Genomic DNA, 17,694 nt, shown 5'->3' with positions numbered 1-17,694 from the left:
GTCACCGGCGCAGACGGACGGTCACCGACGAAAGACGGGAACAGGGCCCCGGTGTGCGCCGGGGCCCTGTCCGCGTCACACCGTCGCCGTCCGCAGCCGGCGCAGCAGGGGGTGCGGCGCGTCCGCGTCCCCGTCGGCCAGGGAGCGCAGGGCCCACCACACCGACGCCAGGTTGGACGTGAACAGCGTCCGGCCGGGCTCGCGCCGGGCCAGCTCGGCGAGCGCCGCGAGCGTGCCCATGCCGGTCCCGGTGAACAGCAGGGCGGTGTCCGCGGGCAGGTCGGACGCGGCGACGCGGTCGAGTATCCGCGCGGTCGTGACCTGGTACGGGTCGTGGTGCGGCTCCTCGCCGGGGGCCTCGCGCGCCGGGACCGACACGACCCCGTCGACGGTGAGGCCCGCCGCCTCCCAGAAGGCGCGCGAGGTGTCGGTCAGCCACGGCTGGTACGGCGAGACCAGGGTCAGCCGGCGTATGCCGAGGGCCGCGCAGGTGGCGAGGATCGCCTGGGTGGAGGACCACACCGGGTAGCCCGCGCGCTCGGACAGCTCCGCGCAGAAGGCGCGGTCGCCGTCCGGGCCCAGCAGGTAGTGGGAGGCGCTGCACGCCACCACGGCCCCGTCCAGCCGCATGCCGCCGAAGCGGCCGAGGGTGTCGGGCAGGGCCCGGTTGTAGGTCTCCAGCATGTCCTTCAGGCCGAGCCCGGGCGTGGTCGGGAAGCGGGCCGTGTACACGTTCACCCGGCCGGCGAGCAGCGTGGCGAACTCCGGTTCGGCGGTCGGATTCTCCGGCGGGACGACGAGCCCCAGCCGGGGCAGTGAGAGAAGGTCCATGTCCCGCACGGTAGGCGCGCCGCGCCCGCCCGGGCGCCGTATTCCGCGGACTCTTGCGTACGGCCACACCCTTCTTGCAGACCCTGTAGTTCTTGACACTCCCTGACATTTTTCCACGGCCTTCTGACGCGGACTTCATTGCCAGACCACCGCCCCGGACCGGATTCTGTTGTGCAGCGCCAGCCGCAATCGTTCCCGGATTGCGGTTCACCTAACTCGTCCGGAATCGCGGCGGGAAACCCCTTTCCGGAACAAGGAGTGAACTGAAATGGCAGCAGCGGAAAACCACGAAGAACTTCCGAACCCACCCCTGATATCCGACGCCACCCTGCGCGACTCCGCGCACATGGCGGGCGTCGAGTTCGGCCCGAAGGACGCGGCGGCCATCGCCGGCCTGCTGGTGCGCACCGGCGTCGAGCTGGTCGAGGTGGGCATGGTCTCCGGTCCCGGGTCCAAGGACGCGCCGCTGATCGAGGCCGTGCACGACGCCGTGGGCCCCGAGCGCAGCATGACGCTGCTCGTGGTGCGCGACCGCCAGCAAGTGGCCCGGGCCCTGGACGAGGCCGAACGGCTGGGCGTGCGCCACATCATGTACTCCATCCCCACCTCGGAGCAGCACGCCACCCTGAAGCTCGGCACGCCGAGCGTCAAGTTCCTGCACGCGCTGGCCCGTTCGGCGATCTCGCAGGCCAAGGAGCGCGGCTTCCACGTCACCTTCAGCGGCGAGGACGGCGCCCGCACCCCCCGCGAGCGGCTCGTCCCGTACGTCACCGCCGGCTTCGAGGCCGGAGCGGACCGGTTCCGGCTCGCCGAGACCGTCGCCTACCTCTCGCCCTGGCAGATGGAGGCGAAGATCGCGGACCTCACCGCGATCGACGGCTCCGAGATCGAGATCCACTCGCACAACATGCTGGGCATGGCGGTCGCCAACTCGCTCGCCGCCATCCGCGCCGGCGCCCGGTGGATCTCCGCGACCGTCGGCGGCATCGGCGAGCGCGGCGGCAACGCCCCGCTGGCCGAGCTGCTCACCTCGCTGCGGGTCGTGCACGGCGACACCCGCTTCGACCTGACCCACCTCACCGAGCTGTCCCGGATCGCCCTGGAGGGCGCCGGCCTCGGCGACGCCTTCCAGTCCGGTCCGACCACCGCGCACGCCTTCGCCTACGAGCTGCCCGGCCAGCTCGGCAACCCGGAGGCCTACGAGACCCTGCCGGCCGAACTCGTCGGCGGCAGCCGCGAACTGCGGGTGCGCACCCGGCTGACCCCGGCCCTCGTGAAGTGGGCGCTGGCCGACTCCGGGGTCGACGTCGACATCGACGCCTTCACCGCCTGGCTGACCGACCGCCAGGTGGCCGCCGGCGGCCCCGTCCTGGACCGCGACGCGGTCCGCAAGGCCGCGGTCGACTTCCAGGCCGCCGCCTGAACCAGCCCTTCCCGCTCAGTCCCTTCTCCCGGAAACGGAGTCCGACCATGACCACCGCCACCCTCTCCGGCGCCTGCCCCGAGTGCGAGACCGACCTGACCGTGCCGCCGGTCGTCCAGGGCGAGACCCTGTCCTGCCCCGAGTGCATGCTGACGCTGCGGGTCGAGGACGTCTCCGACGGGCGGCTGACCCTGGAGACGGTCGAGGTCCAGCTGCGCGACTGGGGCCAGTGATGGGCACCAAAGTCGCCGTCGTCGCCGACCGGATCGCCTGGGAGGAACGCCAGCTGATCCAGCGGGCCGAGGCCTTCGGGCTGTCGGTCGACTGGGTCAACGACGAGTCGCTGTGCCTCGGCGATCCGGACGCCCCCTCGGTGCGGGACTACGAGGTGCTGCTCGTCCGCAGCCGCAGCTACACCCGCGGCGGCCTCGTCGCGAGCCTCGCCGAGGCCGCCGGGGCCCGCACCGTCAACACCGCCCGGGCCATCCACGCCTGCGAGAACAAGGCCGCGCTGCGCACCGTGCTGCGCGCCGCCGGCGTGCCGGTGCCGGACTTCCGGCTGGTGCTGTCCCGCAAGGACTTCACCCAGGCCCTCGCCGAACTCGCGACCCCCGTCGTCCTCAAGCCGGTCTTCGGCGGCATGGGCAAGCGGGTCACCCTGATCCGGCACACCGACACCGCCCAGTCCGTCTACGACTACGTCGAGGACCTCGGCCACGCCTTCGAGCAGGCGTGCCTGGTGGAGCCGTACATCGGCGGCGGCACCTCGGTGCGCTGCCTGGTCGTCGGCAGCGAGCTGGTCGGCGCCGCCGAGTTCGCCAGCGGCGGCACCGACTGGCGCAACAACGCCGCCCTCGGCAACGACAGCCGCGCCCTCGCCCACGACCCCGACATCGTGAAGATCACCGACGCGGTGACGGCGGAACTGGGCCCCGGCATCTACGGCATCGACCTGTTCCGCACCGGCGACGGCTACGTCGTCAACGAGGTCAACCACGCCCCCGGATTCCGGGCCGTGGCCACGGCCACCGGCGCGGACGTCCCCTCGGCCATCGCCCGCTACGTGCAGGAGCTGCTCGCATGATCCGCGTAGGAGTCGTCGGCGCCTCCGGGCTGGCCGGCGGCGAACTCATCCGGCTGATCACCCAGCACCCCGAACTGGAGCTGACCTTCCTCGGCGGCTCCTCCAACATCGGCAAGCGCCCGGCGGAGCTGCACCCGGCCCTGCGCATCGACACCGGCCTGACCGTGCAGCCGGTCACCGAGGACGTCGCCGGCCAGGTCGACGTCCTGCTGCTGGCCACCCCCGCCCCGGTCTCCGCCGAGCTGGCCGCGCTGCTCGCCGACCGGGTCCCGGCCATCGTCGACCTCAGCGGCGCCTTCCGCATCCGCACCCCCGAGCGGCACGCCCGCTGGTACCCGAAGGTCGAGCGCCGCACCGAGCTGGCCGACCGGTTCGTCTACGGCGTGCCGGAGCTGATCGGCGACCAGCTGGCCGGCGCGGCGCTGATCTCGCTGCCGGGCTGCTACGCCACCGCCATCACCCTGGGCCTGGCCCCGCTCACCCTGGGCCTCGGCCTGGACCTGAAGACCGTGGTGGTGGACGGCAAGAGCGGCTCCAGCGGCGGCGGCCTGCACCTGCGCACCGCCGACCTGCACCCCTTCCGCAACGGCGCCATCGCCCCGTACGCGCCCACCGGCCACCGGCACGCGGCCGAGGTCAGCGACTTCCTGGAGCGCAGCAAGCCCGGCTCGGTCGGCTCGCTGAGCATGTCGGCGTACGGCGTCTCGCACGTGCGCGGCCTGCTCACCAGCAGTTACGTCTTCACCGACGGCGAGATCGATCAGCGCACGCTGCAACGGGCGTACCTGCGCTTCTACAAGGAGCACCGGTTCGTGCGGGTGCGGCGCAACACCGAGACGCTGATCCCGGTGCCCGACCCGCAGGCCGTCCTCGGCTCCAACTACTGCGACGTGACGCCCATGTACGACGAGGAGGGCGGCCGGATCGTCGTCCTCGCCGCGCTGGACAACCTGGTCAAGGGCGCCGCCGGCCAGGCCGTCCAGGTGGTCAACCTCCGGTTCGGACTGCCCGAGGAGACGGGCCTGACGATGCACCCGGTGATGCCCGCATGAGCAGCGCACCCCGCCCGCACGACGCCCCGGCCGTCGTCAAGCTCGGCGGCAGCGCCGTCGACGACCTCGACGGGACCTGGTGGGACGACCTGGCCCGGCTGGGCCGCGAGCGCCCGCTGGTCCTGGTGCACGGCTGGTCCAAGCCGCTGAAGAAGCTCAGCGCCCGCTACCGCGAGCCCTCGGCGATCCTGCGCGACCGGTACGGCAACCAGAGCCGCTGGACCACGCCCGAGGTCATCGAGGACATCAAGACCGTCAGCGCCCGGCTCGGCGAGGAGGTGCTCCAGCGGCTGCGCGACCGCGGCCTGGACGCCGACCGCCTCCTCGGCAGCGACGGACTGCTCGCGGCCGGCGAGGCCGAGCGCTGGTGGTGGCAGGGCAAGCAGCTGGTCGAGCTGGAGAACCTGGTCGGCCCGGTCACGGACGCCGACCCGGCCCAGCTGAAGGACCTGGAGCCCGGCCGGGCCCGGCTCGTCACCCCGCTGGCCCGCAACTCGGCGGGCCGCGAGGTCAACACCGACGCCGACCGGGCCGCCGCCGCCCTCGCCGGAGCCGTCGGCGCGCCCGACCTGGTGCTGGTCACCGACGTCACCCATCTGCTGATCGACGGCGAACCGGTGCGCGAGATCAGCGCCGAGGCCGCCGCCGCGTTCCGTGACAAGGGCGCCACCGGCGGCATGCGCAAGAAGCTGCGGGCGGCCGGCGAGGCCCTGGAACGCGGGGTGGACCGGGTCGTCATCGGCAGCGCGCCGGTCTCCGACCTGCTCGCCGCCCGCACCGGCACCGTCATCACGCGAACGTGAGGAGGACGCACGTGGCGCAGCCCCGTGTCCTGGTCGTCAACAACGGAACCCTGTCCCTGCCCCAGCTGCGCCGCCGCTTCGAGGAGCTGGGCTCGGCCACCGACGCGGTCGACGCGGTGTCCGTCCCCGCCCGGCTCGACGGCCGCTACCAGGCGATCGTGCTGAGCGGCACCAAGGTGCGGGCGTTCGACCAGGAGCACTACAAGCCGCTCATCGACCTGGTCATGACCTCCGGCGTGCCGGTGTTCGGCATCTGCGGCGGCATGCAGATCCTCGCCGTCGCGGCCGGCGGCGAGCTGGCCGAGGGCCCGCAGCGGGTCGGCGGCTACGAGGTCCAGGTCGACAAGGAAGAACCGCTGTTCACCTATGTCAAGCCGACCGTGACGGTGTTCCACCGGCACACGCTCTACCTCCAGCAGGCCCCGGCCGGCTACCGCTCCATCGGCCGCTCCGAGCACGCGCCCGTGGAGTTCCTGCGCTCCGACGACGGACGCGTCTACGGCTCCCAGGCTCACCTGGAGTTCCGCAGCGACGGCCGGGAGATCCTGCGCGGCTTCACCCAGCTCTACCAGTGAGCACCGCCGCACCACCCACCGACCCGAGGAGTTGGCAGTTGCCATGAGTTTCACGGAAGACAGCCAGGAGCCCGCGTTCGTCGTCCACCTGAACGGCGCCGGAGGCGACATCAAGGGCTGGGTGGTCGTCGACAGCCTGGTCGACGGCCTGGCCATGGGCGGCGTACGGATGACCCCTCACGTCACCGAGGAGGAAGTGCGCGGCCTCGCCCGTGACATGACCGACAAGTTCACCCTGGCGGGCCTGCGCATCGGCGGCGCCAAGGGCGGCATCGTCTCCGACGGCGGCGACCGCGAGCAGACCTTCCGCACCTTCGGCCGTACCGTCAAGCCCCTGCTGCACGGCGGCATCCACCTCGGCATCGACATGGGCGTCACGCCCGCCGACCGGGCCGTGTTCTTCGCCGAGGCCGGCTACGACCCGCGCTACCGCCTGGGCGCGCCGGACATGCCCGTCGACTGGCGCACCTACTACGAGCCGCTCATCGACGTCACCGGGCACGGCGTCGGAGTCGCCGCGCTCACCGCGCTCGAGTCGAGCGGCCGCAGCGAGGCCGCCCGGGTCGTGGTGCAGGGCTTCGGCGCGGTGGGCCGCGCGGTCGCCCGGTTCCTGGAGGAGCGCGGCCACTCGGTCGTGGCCGTCGCCGACGTCCAGGGCACCATCAGCGCCGACCGGCTGCCGGTGGCCGACCTGGTCGCGATCACCGACGAGTTCGGCCGGATCGACCGCTCCCGGCTGCCGCAGCACGTCACCACCTCCGGCGAGCCGGACGCCTGGCTCGACGTCGACGCCGACGTGCTGGTCCTCGCCGCGCAGAAGCACGCGCTGAACGCCGGCAACGTCCACCGGCTGCGCGCCGGCCTGGTCGTCGAGGGCGCCAACCTCGCCTCCGACGCCGAGGCGCGGGAGAAGGCCCGGGCGGCCGGCGCCACGCTGGTGCCGGGGGTCATCGCCAACATCGGCGGGGCCGGCGCCGCCGCCCTGGCCGTCACCCGCGTCGTCCCCTTCGAGCTGGCCGCCGACGCCCGCAAGGCGTGGGTCTTCGACTGGATCGGCGACCGGGTGCGCGAGAACACCCGGGCCCTGCTGGAGATCGCGGCCGACCGGGCGGGCGACCCGCTGCCCGAACTGCTCGCCACCCGCCGCAAGGAGCTGCTGCGATGACCGCCCCGGTCCAGACCCGGCGCCCGGCCGCCGCGTCCGAGGACGCCGCCGAGTACCTGCGCCGCGGCTGGTGGCGTACGGAGACCTTCCTGGACGACCTGCGCCGCCAGGCCCGCGAGCACCCGCACCGGCTGGCCGTCGCCGGCCGGCGCGTCGCCGAGTCCCGCACCGACACCCTGGACTACGCCGAACTGGCCCGGCTCACCGACCGGTTCGCGCTCGCCCTGCTCCGGCTCGGCGTGCGCCGCGGTGACGTCGTCGCCGTCCAGCTGCCCAACCGGTGGGAGATGGTGCCGCTGATGTTCGCGTGCATGCGCGTCGGCGCCGTCATCTGCCCGATCTCCCCGATCTGCCCCGAGGAGGAGCTGCGGCACCGGCTCGGGCTGACGGAGGCCCGGGTCGCGGTCACGCTCCCGGAGTGGTCGGGCACCCCGCTGGCGAAGATCGTCACCGGGCTGCGGGCCGAGCTGCCCGCGCTCGCCCACGTCGCGGTCGTGGACGGCCCGGTGCCGGACGGCGCCATGTCCTTCCACGAGCACTTCGTGGCCGCGCCCCGCGAGGAGGAGCCCGGCGCCGAAGGACGGCTGGAGGGCCTGGCCCTCGGGCCCGACGAGCCGTTCGTGGTGCTGTTCACCTCCGGTACCACCGGCGAGTCCAAGGGCGTGCTGCACAGCCAGAACACCGTCCACTCGGCCGTGCGCGGCTACGTCGACGCGTTCGCCTCCGGCGAGGACTGGGTGGCCGCGGTGTCCACCCCGCTGGTGCACTACTCCGGCTTCGCGCAGGGCGTCCTCGGAAGCGTCCTGCTCGGCGGCACCGTCGCCTTCCAGGACGTCCGCAAGAACGAGGCGCTGCTGGACCTCGTGGAGCGCTACGGCGCCACGCTGCTGTACGGGCCGCCGGCCACGCTCGCCGACGTGGCCGCGTCCCAGCGGGCCGAGAAGCGCGACACCGGCACCCTGCGGCACGTGGTCATCGGCTCCGCGCCGGTGCTGAAGGAGCTGGCCGACGAGGTGCACGCGGCGCTGGGCGCGCGGACGTACTCGCTGTGGGGCATGTCCGAGAACGGCCCCGTGACGATGACCCGGCCCGCCGACCCGGAGGACTGGGCCGCGTACAGCAACGGCAGCCCCATCGACGCCATGCGCTTGCGCATCGAGTCGCCCGGCGCCGACGGCACGGGCCGGCTGAAGGTGCGCGGTGCCTCCCTGGCCCTCGGCTACTACCGGCGCGAGGAGGTCTTCGCCGCCGAGTTCGACGCGGACGGCTGGTTCGACACCGGGGACCTGGCCCGGGACGACGGGCACGGCGGCATCCGCATCGTCGGCCGGGCCCGGGACGCCATCGTGCGCGACGGGCAGGTGGCCCCCATGACCGAGCTGGAGGCGGTCGTCGGCAGCCACCCGAAGGCCGTCGAGGCCGCGCTGGTCGGCCTTCCGCCCGCCACGGCCGGCGCCGACCCGGTCATCTGCGCGGTCGTGGTCCCGCGCGACGGCCAGGCCCCGACCCTGGCCGAGATCCGCGACCGGGTCCGCGCCTCCGGGCACGACGAACGGTTCCTCCCGGACCGCGTCGAGCTGCTGCCGGCCCTCCCCAAAACCCTGACCGGCAAGGTCCGCAAGGCCGAACTGCGCCACCGCTACGGAACGGGGTGACCGAGGTGCCCACCACCCCGCACACCCCCGCACCGGCGGCCGGGCCCTCGGCTTCCGAGGCGGCCCCGCGCCCGGCCTCTCCGGAGGCCGCGCGGCCGGCGCCGCAGCCGGCCGGGGCCCTGGCTCCCGAGGCGTCCTCGCACGAGGCCCCGTCGGCGGCCGTGCCGTCGGCCGGGGAGCCGGGGCCGCACCGGGACCCGCGGACCACCCCCGCTCCCCGCCGGGCCGCCGCCGTCCCCATGTCGGCCACGCTCGCGGCCGATGCCGCGCTGGAGGCGCGGCGGCGGGCGGGACAGCGGGTGCTGGCCATGACCAGTGGCGAGATCGGGCTGCCCGTGCTGCCGGAGCTGCGGGCGCGGCTGGCCGAGGCGGCCGGGGAGAACGCCTACGGCCCCGTGGCCGGCGGGCCCGCGCTGCGCGAGGCCGCCGCCAGCTACTGGAGCCGCCGCGGCCTGGCCACCGACCCCGGGCTGGTGGTGGCCGGCCCGGGCAGCAAGACGCTGCTGTACGCGCTGCTCCTGGCGGTCGGCGGGGACGTGGTGGTGCCGGTGCCGAGCTGGGTCAGCTACGCCGCGCAGGCCCGGCTCGCCGGCGGCCGGCCGCTGCCCGTGCCGATCCTGCCCGGCCAGGGCGGCGTCCCGGACCCCGCCCGGCTGCGCGAGACGGTCACCGCCGCCCGCGCCGCCGGCCGGAACCCGCGCGCGGTGGTGGTGACGGTGCCGGACAACCCGACCGGCACCGTCGCGCCGGCCGCGACCGTACGGCGCCTGGCCGCGGTCGCCCGCGACCTGGACCTGTTCGTGATCTCCGACGAGATCTACGGCGACCTGGTCCACGACCCGGCCCGGCCCGCCGTCTCCCCGGCGGCCTACGCCCCCGAGCGCACCGTCGTCACCACCGGCCTGACCAAGAACCTCGCGGTCGGCGGCTGGCGCACCGGCGTGGCCCGGCTGCCCGACAGCCCCGCCGGGCGCGAGCTGCGCACCACGCTGCTCTCCGTGGCCAGCCAGATCTGGTCCAGCCCGCCCGCCCCGGTGCAGTCCGCCGCGGCCTACGCCTTCGCCGAGCCCCCGGAGATCACCGAGCGGATCGCGGCGGGCCGCCGGCTGCACGCCCTCGTGGCCCGCGCGGCGGCCGTCCGCTTCACCGAGGCCGGCGCGCGTCTCGCACCGGTCACCGCGACCTGCTACCTCTACCCGGACTTCGAGCCGCTGCGCGCCCGCCTCGGCGCCGCGCACGGCATCACCGACGGCGCCGGCCTGGTCCGGTTCCTCGTCGAGCGGCACGGCGTCGGCGTGCTGCCGGCGAGCGCCTTCGGCGAACCGGACGGCGCCCTGCGCATCCGGGCCGCCACCAGCCGTCTGTACGGCGACACCGACGAGCGGCGCACCACCGCGCTGACCGCCGCCGACCCGCTCGCCCTGCCGTGGATCCGCGAGGCCCTGGACCACCTCGGCGACGCCCTGACCGACCTGACCGCCCCCCGATCCTGACCGCACCCGGAGGCTTCTCATGTCCCAGTCCCTGCCGCCCGTCCTCACCGAGGTGGTTCACGAAGGCCGCCGCCACGTCACCTTCGGCCTGCCCGAGCCGGGCGAGCCGCAGACCCTGTACCGGGTGGCCGAGGGCGCCCTGGCCGCCGCGTTCCTGCACACCGACGGTTCCGCGGACGCCGTCCGGGCCGCGGTCACCGAGGGTGCCGAGACGGTCGTCGTCCCGGCCGGCGACCCGGGCGTGCGCCCGGTGGTGCCGCTGCTGCCCGAGGCGCCCGGCACCGCGCTGCTGAGCGGCTTCATGGGCACCCACAAGAAGAAGTGGAACGGTCAGAGCCAGCCGGAGGACGGCGAGTTCACCCCGCCCAAGTGGTTCTTCAAGGGCTTCGGCGACTGGGCCCGGCTGCCCGGCGAGGACCTGATCGTGCCCGCCCGCCCCGTCGCCCTCATCGAGGAGCCGGAGATCGCGCTCGTCTACGTCAACGACGCCGACGGCACCCCGCACTACGCCGGCTACACCTTCGGCAACGACCTGTGCGACATCGGCCTGCACCGCAAGGACCCCGGCTACAACCCGTACTGCAAGCTGTGCGACACCGCGCTCGCGCCCTGGCTGTTCCTCGGGGCGCCGCCGCGCTCGGCGACCGGCCGCGTCACCATCGTCCGGGACGGCGCGACGGCCTGGGAGGGAAGCTTCGACTGCGGCGGCGACGCGCTGTACTTCCGGATCCGGGACATGGCCGAGCACCTGTTCTCCTTCCCGGCGGTGCGGCGGCCCGGCCTGGTCAACTACGTCCTGCTGGGCGCCGACGAGGCCAGCTTCCACGACGGGTTCCGCATCGCCGACGGCGACCGCATCGCCATCGACGTCAAGAGCCACGGCATCGCCTTCGACAACACCGTGCGCTACGTCTCCCCGGCCCCCGCGGCCGTGCTCCCCGCCGAATGAGCGGCCCCGAGACCACGGGCCGCAAGCAGATACACCTCGCCGCCCAGCTGCCCGGCATCCACAACGTGACCGTCTGGTCCGACCCGCGCTCGCGCAGCCAGATCGCCTTCGAGTCCTTCCGCCACCTCGCGCGGACCGCCGAACGCGGCCGGTTCGACTTCTTCTTCCTGGCCGAGGGACTGAGGCTGCGCGAGCACAAGGGGCAGCTGTACGACCTGGACGTGGTGGGCCGGCCGGAGAATCTCACCCAGCTCAGCGCCCTGGCCGCGGTCACCACCCGGCTGGGGCTGGCCGCCACCGTCAACGCCACGTTCAACGAGCCCTACGAGGTGGCGCGCCGGCTGGCCACCCTGGACCACCTCAGCGGCGGGCGCGCCGCCTGGAACGTGGTCACCAGCTTCGACGCGTTCACCGGCGAGAACTTCCGGCGCGGCGGCTTCCTCGCCGAGTCCGACCGGTACGCGCGCGCGGCGGAGTTCCTGGCCACCGCGCGCGAGCTGTGGGACAGCTGGGCCGAGGGGGACGTGCGCGCCGACGCGGCGGCCGGCGCGTTCGTCCGGCCCGGCGCCGGCCGCTTCGCCCACCACGGTGAGCACTTCGCCGTATCCGGCCGCTTCACCACCCCGCGCCCGCCCCAGGGGCACCCGGTGGTCATCCAGGCGGGCGAGTCCGGGCCGGGCCGGGAGTTCGCCGCGGCCGAGGCCGACGTCGTCTTCAGCAAGTACAACCGGCTCGACCAGGCCCGCGCCTTCTACCGGGACGTCAAGTCCCGCCTGGCCCGGTACGGCCGCACCCCGGACCAGCTGAAGATCCTGCCGACGGCCACCGTGGTGGTGGCCGACAGCGACGCCGAGGCCGCCGCCTACGCCGACGAGATCACCCGCGCCCAGGTGAGCCCGCAGACCGCGATCGCGCACCTGGAGGCCGTCTGGGGCCGCGACCTGTCCGGCTACGACCCCGACGGGCCGCTGCCGGACATCGACCCCGCGCCCGACGCGCAGATGCTCAAGGGCCACTCGCTCTTCCGCCGCGACCGCGACGAGATCGCCCGCGGCTGGCGGGCCCTCGCCGAGGAACGCCAACTGAGCATCCGCGACCTGGTCATCGAGGTCTCGGGCGGCCAGACCTTCGTCGGCGCCCCGGGCACCGTCGCCGACGCCATCGACCACTTCGTGCAGACCGGCGGCGCCGACGGCTTCGTCCTCGTCCCGCACCTGACCCCCGGCGGGCTGGACGACTTCGTGGACCGGGTGGTGCCGCTGCTCCAGGAGAAGGGCGTCTTCCGGCGCGACTACACGGGCCCGACCCTGCGCGACCACTTGGGCCTGCGCCACGAACCGGCGCCCGCCCCCGTACCGAAGGAGACCCCGTGACCGCGCCCCCGCTGCACCTCGCCGTCGCCCTGGACGCCGCCGGCTGGCACCCGGCGGCCTGGCGCGCCGAGGACGCCCGCCCCGCCGACCTGTTCCGCGCGGAGTACTGGGCGGACCTGGTCACCGAGGCCGAGCGCGGCCTGCTGGACTTCGTCACCTTCGAGGACGCGCTCGGCGTGCAGTCGGCCGCCTTCCACCGGCCCGACGACCGCGTCGACCAGGTCCGCGGCAGCCTGGACGCGGTCCTGCTCGCGGCCCGCGTGGCACCGCTGACCACGCACATCGGCCTGGTCCCGACCGCGAACCTCACCCACACCGAGCCGTTCCACGTCTCCACCGGCCTCGCCACCCTGGACTACGCGAGCACCGGCCGGGCCGGCCTGCGCCCGCAGATCGCCTCGCGCGCCGCCGACGCCGATCACTTCGGCCGCCGTACGACCCCGCGACTCACCGACGAGGACGTGCGTGACCCGGAGCGGATCGGCCGGCGCCTGAGCCCGCTGTTCGACGAGGCCGCCGACGCGGTGGAGGTCGTCCGGCGGCTGTGGGACAGCTGGGAGGACGACGCGGAGATCCGCGACGCCGCCACCGGCCGCTTCATCGACCGGGACAAGATCCACCACATCGACTTCGAGGGCGAGCACTTCAGCGTCCGGGGCCCGGCGATCATCCCGCGCCCGCCCCAGGGACAGCCGCCGGTGATGAGCCTGGCGCACGCCAGCGTGCCGTACGAGTTCGCGGCGCGCGCCGCCGACGCCGTGTGGATCACCCCGCACGACCGGGCGGGAGCGGAGGCGGTCCTCGCCCAGGTGGACACGGCCGTCCGGCGCACCGGCCGGGACACCAGGGCGAGGCCGCTGCTGCGGTTCGCGGAGGTCCTGGTCTTCCTGGACGCCGAGCCGGGCGCCGCCGCCCGCCGCAAGGCGCGCCTGGACGACCTGGACGGCGCCCCGCTCGCCTCCGACGCCGAGGTGTTCACCGGCACCCCCGGCGAACTGGCCGACCTGCTGCTGGACTGGCGCGAGGCCGGCCTGGACGGCTTCCGGCTGCGTCCCGGCGCGCTGCCGCACGACCTCGTCGGGATCACCCGCGGCCTGGTGCCGGAGCTCCAGCGGCGCGGTGCGTTCCGCACGGCCTACGACGCGACGACCCTGCGGGGCCACCTGCGTCTGCCGCGCCCCGGCAGCCGTTACGCGCGCGCGAGCTGAGAAGCCTCCGCCGGTGCGGCGGAGGCTCCTTCGGGTCCGCGGGGGCTCAGGGCCGGTCGTCCTCGCCGGTGGTGCCCTCCGCGTCCGTCTCGTCCTGCTTGGCCCGCACCTCGGGGTCCAGTCCGGCCGGGCCGGTGCCGTCCACGGAGGTGAGCCGGGGCGAGTCGGGGACCTCCGTCGGGGCGGGCGGCTCGACCAGCCAGTCGGGGTTGGCCTGCTTGTCCCACCACTTCCAGGCCGCGAAGGCGCCGCCCGCCAGGACGGTCAGCACCGCGCACACCTTCACGGTGCGGCCGGTCCGGGACCGCCGCTGCCGGCGCCGGACCAGCTTCTGGACGTCCTCGGCCGAGACCTGACCGCGCAGCGCGGCCATCGCGGCGGCGCCGCGCGCGGCGGCCTCGTCGCGCACGGGGGCGGTCGCCGCCACCGCCTGCTCGATCTTCGGACGGGAGTACAGGGCGGCCTGCCGGGCAGCCTTGCGGGTGCGAAGGGCGGCTTCCTGGGCGGCCAGGTCCACCTTCGGCGGCACATGGGCGAGGGCCTGTTCGAGGCGCGGGGCGAGCCGGGCGTCGTACTGCACGCGGGCCTGCTCCGCGGCCTGCGACACCACGGGCGCCAGCCGTACGCGTGCCTCCTGCGCGTAGTACGCGGCACGCTCCTTGGCGGTGTCGGCGTAGGGCGCCACCACTTCCGCGGCGTGCAGCACGCTGTCCTTCGCCGAGCCGGTCGCGGCGCGCACGCTGTCAATGCGGGTCACGGGTTCCTCCTCCTCGGTGGCGTACGGTATTTCGACTTTCCACCCTTTTACGGATCATGCCTGCCGAGCGCCGGTGCGGCACGCGCGGGCGGGCATATGGGTGCCGACCGATGATGTCGGATCGATCCGGGCGGTCGCCACCGGGCGTCGGCGGGCCGGGGGCGTGGAAGGATCAAAGGACCGCGGTGGAACGACGACGGAAGGCGGACCGTGGCCGAGCAGCTCTACGCCACCTTGAAGACCACTCTCGGCGACATCGAGATCCGCCTCTTCCCGCTGCACGCGCCCGTCACGGTCAGGAACTTCGTGGAACTGGCGCGCGGCGAACGCGAGTGGGTCCATCCCCGCACCGGCGTGCGCAGCAGGGACCGGCTCTACGACGGCACGGTCTTCCACTCGGTGATCGGCGGCTTCATGATCCAGGGCGGCGACCCGCTGGGCAACGGACTCGGCGGCCCCGGCTACGGCTTCGAGGACGAGTGCCACCCCGACCTCGCCTTCGACACGCCGTATCTGATGGCGATGGCCAGCGCCGGCCCGGGCACCAACGGCTCGCAGTTCTTCATCACCGTCACCCCGAGCACCTGGCTGAACGGCAAGCGCACCATCTTCGGCGAGGTCAGCACCCCGGCCGGGCGCAAGGTCGTGGACGCCATCGCGTGCGTGCCGACGGGACGCAACGACCGGCCGCTGACCGACGTCGTGCTGGAGACGGTGCTCGTCGAGACCCGCGAGAGCTGAGCCCGCCGCACCGCGCCTTCCCGCGCGGGAACCCGGCACCGTGCTCGTCCGTAAGGATGAAGGGGGCAGGATGGTGACGTCAGCCACGGACACGACGAGCAAGGGGATCTGATGGAGCAGTCCGCAGGGAGCGCGCGGGACGCCCACAGCGCGCCCGTGTGCTACCGGCACCCGGACCGCGAGACCGGCGTGCGCTGCACCCGCTGTGAACGGCCCGTCTGCCCGGAGTGCATGGTCAGCGCCTCGGTCGGGTTCCAGTGCCCGGACTGCGTCCGCGGCACGGCCGGCGAGGGCCCCGCCCCGCGGGTCTCCCGGCCGCGCACGCTGGCCGGCGGCACGGTCACGGCCGATCCCCGGCTGCTCACCAAGATCCTCATCGGGATCAACCTCGCGATGTTCGTCGCGATCAAGGCCAACCCGTCGTTCCTGTACGACGTTGTGCTCTTCGGCGGCCTGCCCGAGAAGCCGTTCACGCCGACCTCGGGGGTCGCCGGAGGCGAGTGGTACCGCTTCGTGTCGTCGATGTTCGCGCACGAGGCGTACTGGCACATCGGCTTCAACATGCTCAGCCTGTGGTGGGTCGGCGGCCCGCTGGAGGCGGCCCTCGGCCGGTCGCGTTACCTGGCGGTGTACTTCGTCTCCGGGCTGTCCGGCGGTGCGCTGGCCTATCTGCTCACGCCGCCCGATGCCCCGATGCTCGGCGCCTCGGGCGCGCTCTACGGCCTCTTCGGCGCCACCGCCGTGCTGATGCGCCGGCTCAACTACGACCTGCGGCCGGTCGTCGCCCTGCTGGTGATCAACATGATCTTCACCTTCAACCCGTCGATGCACATCTCCTGGCAGGCGCACATCGGCGGGCTCGTCGCCGGCGTCGTCACGGGCTATGCGATGGTGCACGCCCCGCGCGAGCGGCGGGCGCTGGTGCAGTACGGCACCTGTGCCGTGGTCCTGGCGCTGGCCCTGGCGCTCGCCTTGATCAGAACCGCCCAGCTCACCTGACGGGACCAGGGAACACGCTGTCCCCGAACCGTTGTCCACAGCATGCGCCCGATCTTGTGCATACGGTGCGGACACAGCTGTGCCCCCTGTCGCTCGGATGTGTTTCCGCAGGTCGGACAGGGGGCGAACGGGTGTCTGAAAAGTGTTGGACCAGTCACACCGGCGTCAACACCCGACAGGTTATCCACAGATCGTCGTTCTTTTTCCCCACTGTGGACAACGGCTGTGGATAACTCAGTGGATAACCCTGGGCAGAGCTGTGCGCGAGGCTACTTCCACTGCGTGGAGACACCGAACCCGGCGGCGATGAAGCCGAAGCCGACCACGATGTTCCAGTTGTCCAGGCTGTCGACGGGCAGCGAGCCGTCCGTCACATAGAAGACGACGATCCAGGCCAGGCCGATCAGGAACATGGCCAGCATGACCGGTGCGACCCAGGCCCGGTTGGTCAGCCTGATGGCCTGCGCCTGCCTCGCCGGCGGCGGCGTGAAGTCGGCCTTCTTGCGGATACGTGACTTCGGCACGAGGGTCTCTCCTGTCGATGCGCTGCGTGGCCGCGCAGGGATCTGGGTCGGGCTCGGGGCAGCGTACAAGGGGCCAACATGACGACTCTGTGTGCTCCCCCGGGCGTCCGTTAGCGTAGTGCTTCCGTGGCGCCGAAGGAGATAAGGGTACGTTGAGCAATTCTGCCGACTCCCCCGGGACGGGGGCAACGGGCTCCGGCACCGGCCGCCGGCCGCGCTTCCGGCCGGTGCGCGTTCTCACCGCGGCCGTCTTCGCCCTCGCCGGGCTGATCTTCTTCACCAGCTTCGACACGGCCAAGGGCACCGACATCCGCCAGGACGGCTCCCTGCTGAAGCTGTCCGACCTGATCCAGCAGCGCAGCCGCAAGAACAAGGGGCTGGACGAGTCCAACGCGACCCTGCGCGACAGTGTGGAGTCGCTGGCCGAGAGCGACGACGGCAGCACCAAGGCCGAGGACGAGAAGCTCAGCGGGCTGGAGCGGAGCGCGGGCACCGACAAGCTGACCGGCAGGGCCGTCACCGTCACCCTGAACGACGCCCCGCCCGACGCCACCGCCAAGCTCCCCGGCTATCCCGAGCCGCAGCCCGACTACCTGGTCATCCACCAGCAGGACCTCCAGGCCGTGGTGAACGCGCTGTGGCAGGGCGGTGCCAAGGGCATCAGGGTCATGGACCAGCGGCTGATCTCCACCAGCGCGGTGCGCTGCGTCGGCAACACGCTGATCCTCCAGGGCCGCGTCTACTCGCCGCCGTACAAGATCACCGCGGTCGGCGACCCGGACCGGCTCAAGCAGGCCCTCGCGGACAGCAAGGCGATCCAGACCTACATGGTCTACGTCAACGTCTACGGCCTCGGCTGGGAGGTCACCGACGACGGCACGGTGACCCTTCCCGGCTACTCCGGGACGGTGGACCTGCACTACGCCAAGCCGGTGGGATAGCCGTCCCCGGCTGATCCGGCGGGCGCGTCCCGACGCCACCGAGCCTGTGGACACAGGCCAACCGCAGGCCCCGCGCCGCTAGTCTGGTGACGTACGGCGTGGGTCTGGTGCCGTAGGGGAT

General features: G+C 73.5%; 18 protein-coding genes. 15 read left to right on the top strand and 3 right to left on the bottom strand.

Translation table 11 applies throughout. The annotated features are described in order from the left end of the window. Positions 1 to 75: 75 nt before the first annotated feature. A complete protein-coding gene (locus SCK26_RS18625) occupies positions 76 to 831 on the bottom strand; it encodes an arylmalonate decarboxylase (RefSeq protein WP_318202434.1) in 756 nt (251 codons plus the stop codon). Positions 832 to 1,099: 268 nt separating this feature from the next. Here SCK26_RS18625 and SCK26_RS18620 point away from each other — a divergent pair, with 268 nt between their 5' ends. The 12 genes from SCK26_RS18620 (at position 1,100) to SCK26_RS18565 (ending at position 13,611) form a co-directional block, all read left to right on the top strand. Beyond that, positions 1,100 to 2,254: an isopropylmalate synthase gene (locus tag SCK26_RS18620; protein ID WP_318202433.1), complete on the top strand. Its 1,155-nt coding sequence runs from the start codon at positions 1,100 to 1,102 to the stop codon at positions 2,252 to 2,254. A 47-nt stretch (positions 2,255 to 2,301) separates the two neighbouring features. Beyond that, the gene (locus SCK26_RS18615) at positions 2,302 to 2,487 is read left to right on the top strand and encodes a hypothetical protein (RefSeq protein WP_030620554.1); all 186 of its coding nucleotides are present in this window, start codon (positions 2,302 to 2,304) and stop codon (positions 2,485 to 2,487) included. Beyond that, positions 2,487 to 3,338, top strand: a complete 852-nt coding sequence (locus SCK26_RS18610) for an ATP-grasp domain-containing protein (protein WP_318202432.1) — start codon at positions 2,487 to 2,489, stop codon at positions 3,336 to 3,338. Before SCK26_RS18615 ends, SCK26_RS18610 begins: the two co-directional genes overlap by 1 nt. Then, the gene (argC, locus tag SCK26_RS18605; RefSeq protein WP_318202431.1) at positions 3,335 to 4,390 is read left to right on the top strand and encodes an N-acetyl-gamma-glutamyl-phosphate reductase; all 1,056 of its coding nucleotides are present in this window, start codon (positions 3,335 to 3,337) and stop codon (positions 4,388 to 4,390) included. Before SCK26_RS18610 ends, argC begins: the two co-directional genes overlap by 4 nt. Then, positions 4,387 to 5,193 (top strand): acetylglutamate kinase, encoded by an 807-nt coding sequence (locus SCK26_RS18600; protein WP_318202430.1) that lies wholly within the window; start codon positions 4,387 to 4,389, stop codon positions 5,191 to 5,193. The genes argC and SCK26_RS18600 overlap by 4 nt, the downstream gene beginning before the upstream one ends. Before the next feature lie 11 nt (positions 5,194 to 5,204). Beyond that, positions 5,205 to 5,768, top strand: a complete 564-nt coding sequence (locus SCK26_RS18595) for a type 1 glutamine amidotransferase (RefSeq protein WP_318202429.1) — start codon at positions 5,205 to 5,207, stop codon at positions 5,766 to 5,768. Between the two features lie 43 nt (positions 5,769 to 5,811). Further along, positions 5,812 to 6,933 (top strand): Glu/Leu/Phe/Val dehydrogenase dimerization domain-containing protein, encoded by a 1,122-nt coding sequence (locus SCK26_RS18590; RefSeq protein WP_318202428.1) that lies wholly within the window; start codon positions 5,812 to 5,814, stop codon positions 6,931 to 6,933. Beyond that, positions 6,930 to 8,588, top strand: a complete 1,659-nt coding sequence (locus SCK26_RS18585) for an AMP-binding protein (protein ID WP_318202427.1) — start codon at positions 6,930 to 6,932, stop codon at positions 8,586 to 8,588. The genes SCK26_RS18590 and SCK26_RS18585 overlap by 4 nt, the downstream gene beginning before the upstream one ends. Before the next feature lie 239 nt (positions 8,589 to 8,827). Further along, the gene (locus SCK26_RS18580; RefSeq protein ID WP_318206042.1) at positions 8,828 to 10,081 is read left to right on the top strand and encodes a pyridoxal phosphate-dependent aminotransferase; all 1,254 of its coding nucleotides are present in this window, start codon (positions 8,828 to 8,830) and stop codon (positions 10,079 to 10,081) included. 19 nt (positions 10,082 to 10,100) lie between these two features. Continuing rightward, complete coding sequence (locus SCK26_RS18575; RefSeq protein WP_318202426.1) at positions 10,101 to 11,030, top strand: fumarylacetoacetate (FAA) hydrolase; 930 nt, start codon at positions 10,101 to 10,103, stop codon at positions 11,028 to 11,030. Next, positions 11,027 to 12,403 carry an NtaA/DmoA family FMN-dependent monooxygenase gene (locus tag SCK26_RS18570; protein ID WP_318202425.1) on the top strand — a complete coding sequence of 459 codons (1,377 nt, stop codon included), beginning with the start codon at positions 11,027 to 11,029 and terminating at the stop codon, positions 12,401 to 12,403. Before SCK26_RS18575 ends, SCK26_RS18570 begins: the two co-directional genes overlap by 4 nt. Then, on the top strand, positions 12,400 to 13,611 hold the full coding sequence (locus SCK26_RS18565; RefSeq protein ID WP_318202424.1) for an LLM class flavin-dependent oxidoreductase: 1,212 nt from the start codon (positions 12,400 to 12,402) through the stop codon (positions 13,609 to 13,611). Before SCK26_RS18570 ends, SCK26_RS18565 begins: the two co-directional genes overlap by 4 nt. A gap of 46 nt (positions 13,612 to 13,657) precedes the next feature. On the opposite strand, the gene SCK26_RS18560 is transcribed toward SCK26_RS18565, so the two are convergent. Continuing rightward, positions 13,658 to 14,368, bottom strand: a complete 711-nt coding sequence (locus SCK26_RS18560; RefSeq protein WP_318202423.1) for a DUF5324 family protein — start codon at positions 14,366 to 14,368, stop codon at positions 13,658 to 13,660. 210 nt (positions 14,369 to 14,578) lie between these two features. Between SCK26_RS18560 and SCK26_RS18555 the strand changes: the two genes are divergently transcribed. Next, entirely contained in the window at positions 14,579 to 15,109 is a 531-nt protein-coding gene (locus SCK26_RS18555) for a peptidylprolyl isomerase (RefSeq protein WP_318202422.1), read from the top strand. Positions 15,110 to 15,220: 111 nt separating this feature from the next. Further along, a complete protein-coding gene (locus SCK26_RS18550; protein WP_318202421.1) occupies positions 15,221 to 16,108 on the top strand; it encodes a rhomboid family intramembrane serine protease in 888 nt (295 codons plus the stop codon). A gap of 269 nt (positions 16,109 to 16,377) precedes the next feature. On the opposite strand, the gene crgA is transcribed toward SCK26_RS18550, so the two are convergent. Beyond that, entirely contained in the window at positions 16,378 to 16,632 is a 255-nt protein-coding gene (crgA, locus tag SCK26_RS18545; RefSeq protein ID WP_318202420.1) for a cell division protein CrgA, read from the bottom strand. A gap of 152 nt (positions 16,633 to 16,784) precedes the next feature. Between crgA and SCK26_RS18540 the strand changes: the two genes are divergently transcribed. Then, entirely contained in the window at positions 16,785 to 17,573 is a 789-nt protein-coding gene (locus SCK26_RS18540; RefSeq protein WP_318202419.1) for a DUF881 domain-containing protein, read from the top strand. Positions 17,574 to 17,694: the final 121 nt, after the last annotated feature.

This window comes from Streptomyces sp. SCL15-4, from assembly GCF_033366695.1.
Classification (GTDB): Bacteria; Actinomycetota; Actinomycetes; order Streptomycetales; family Streptomycetaceae; genus Streptomyces.
This window is presented reverse-complemented; position numbering and strand designations above follow the sequence as displayed.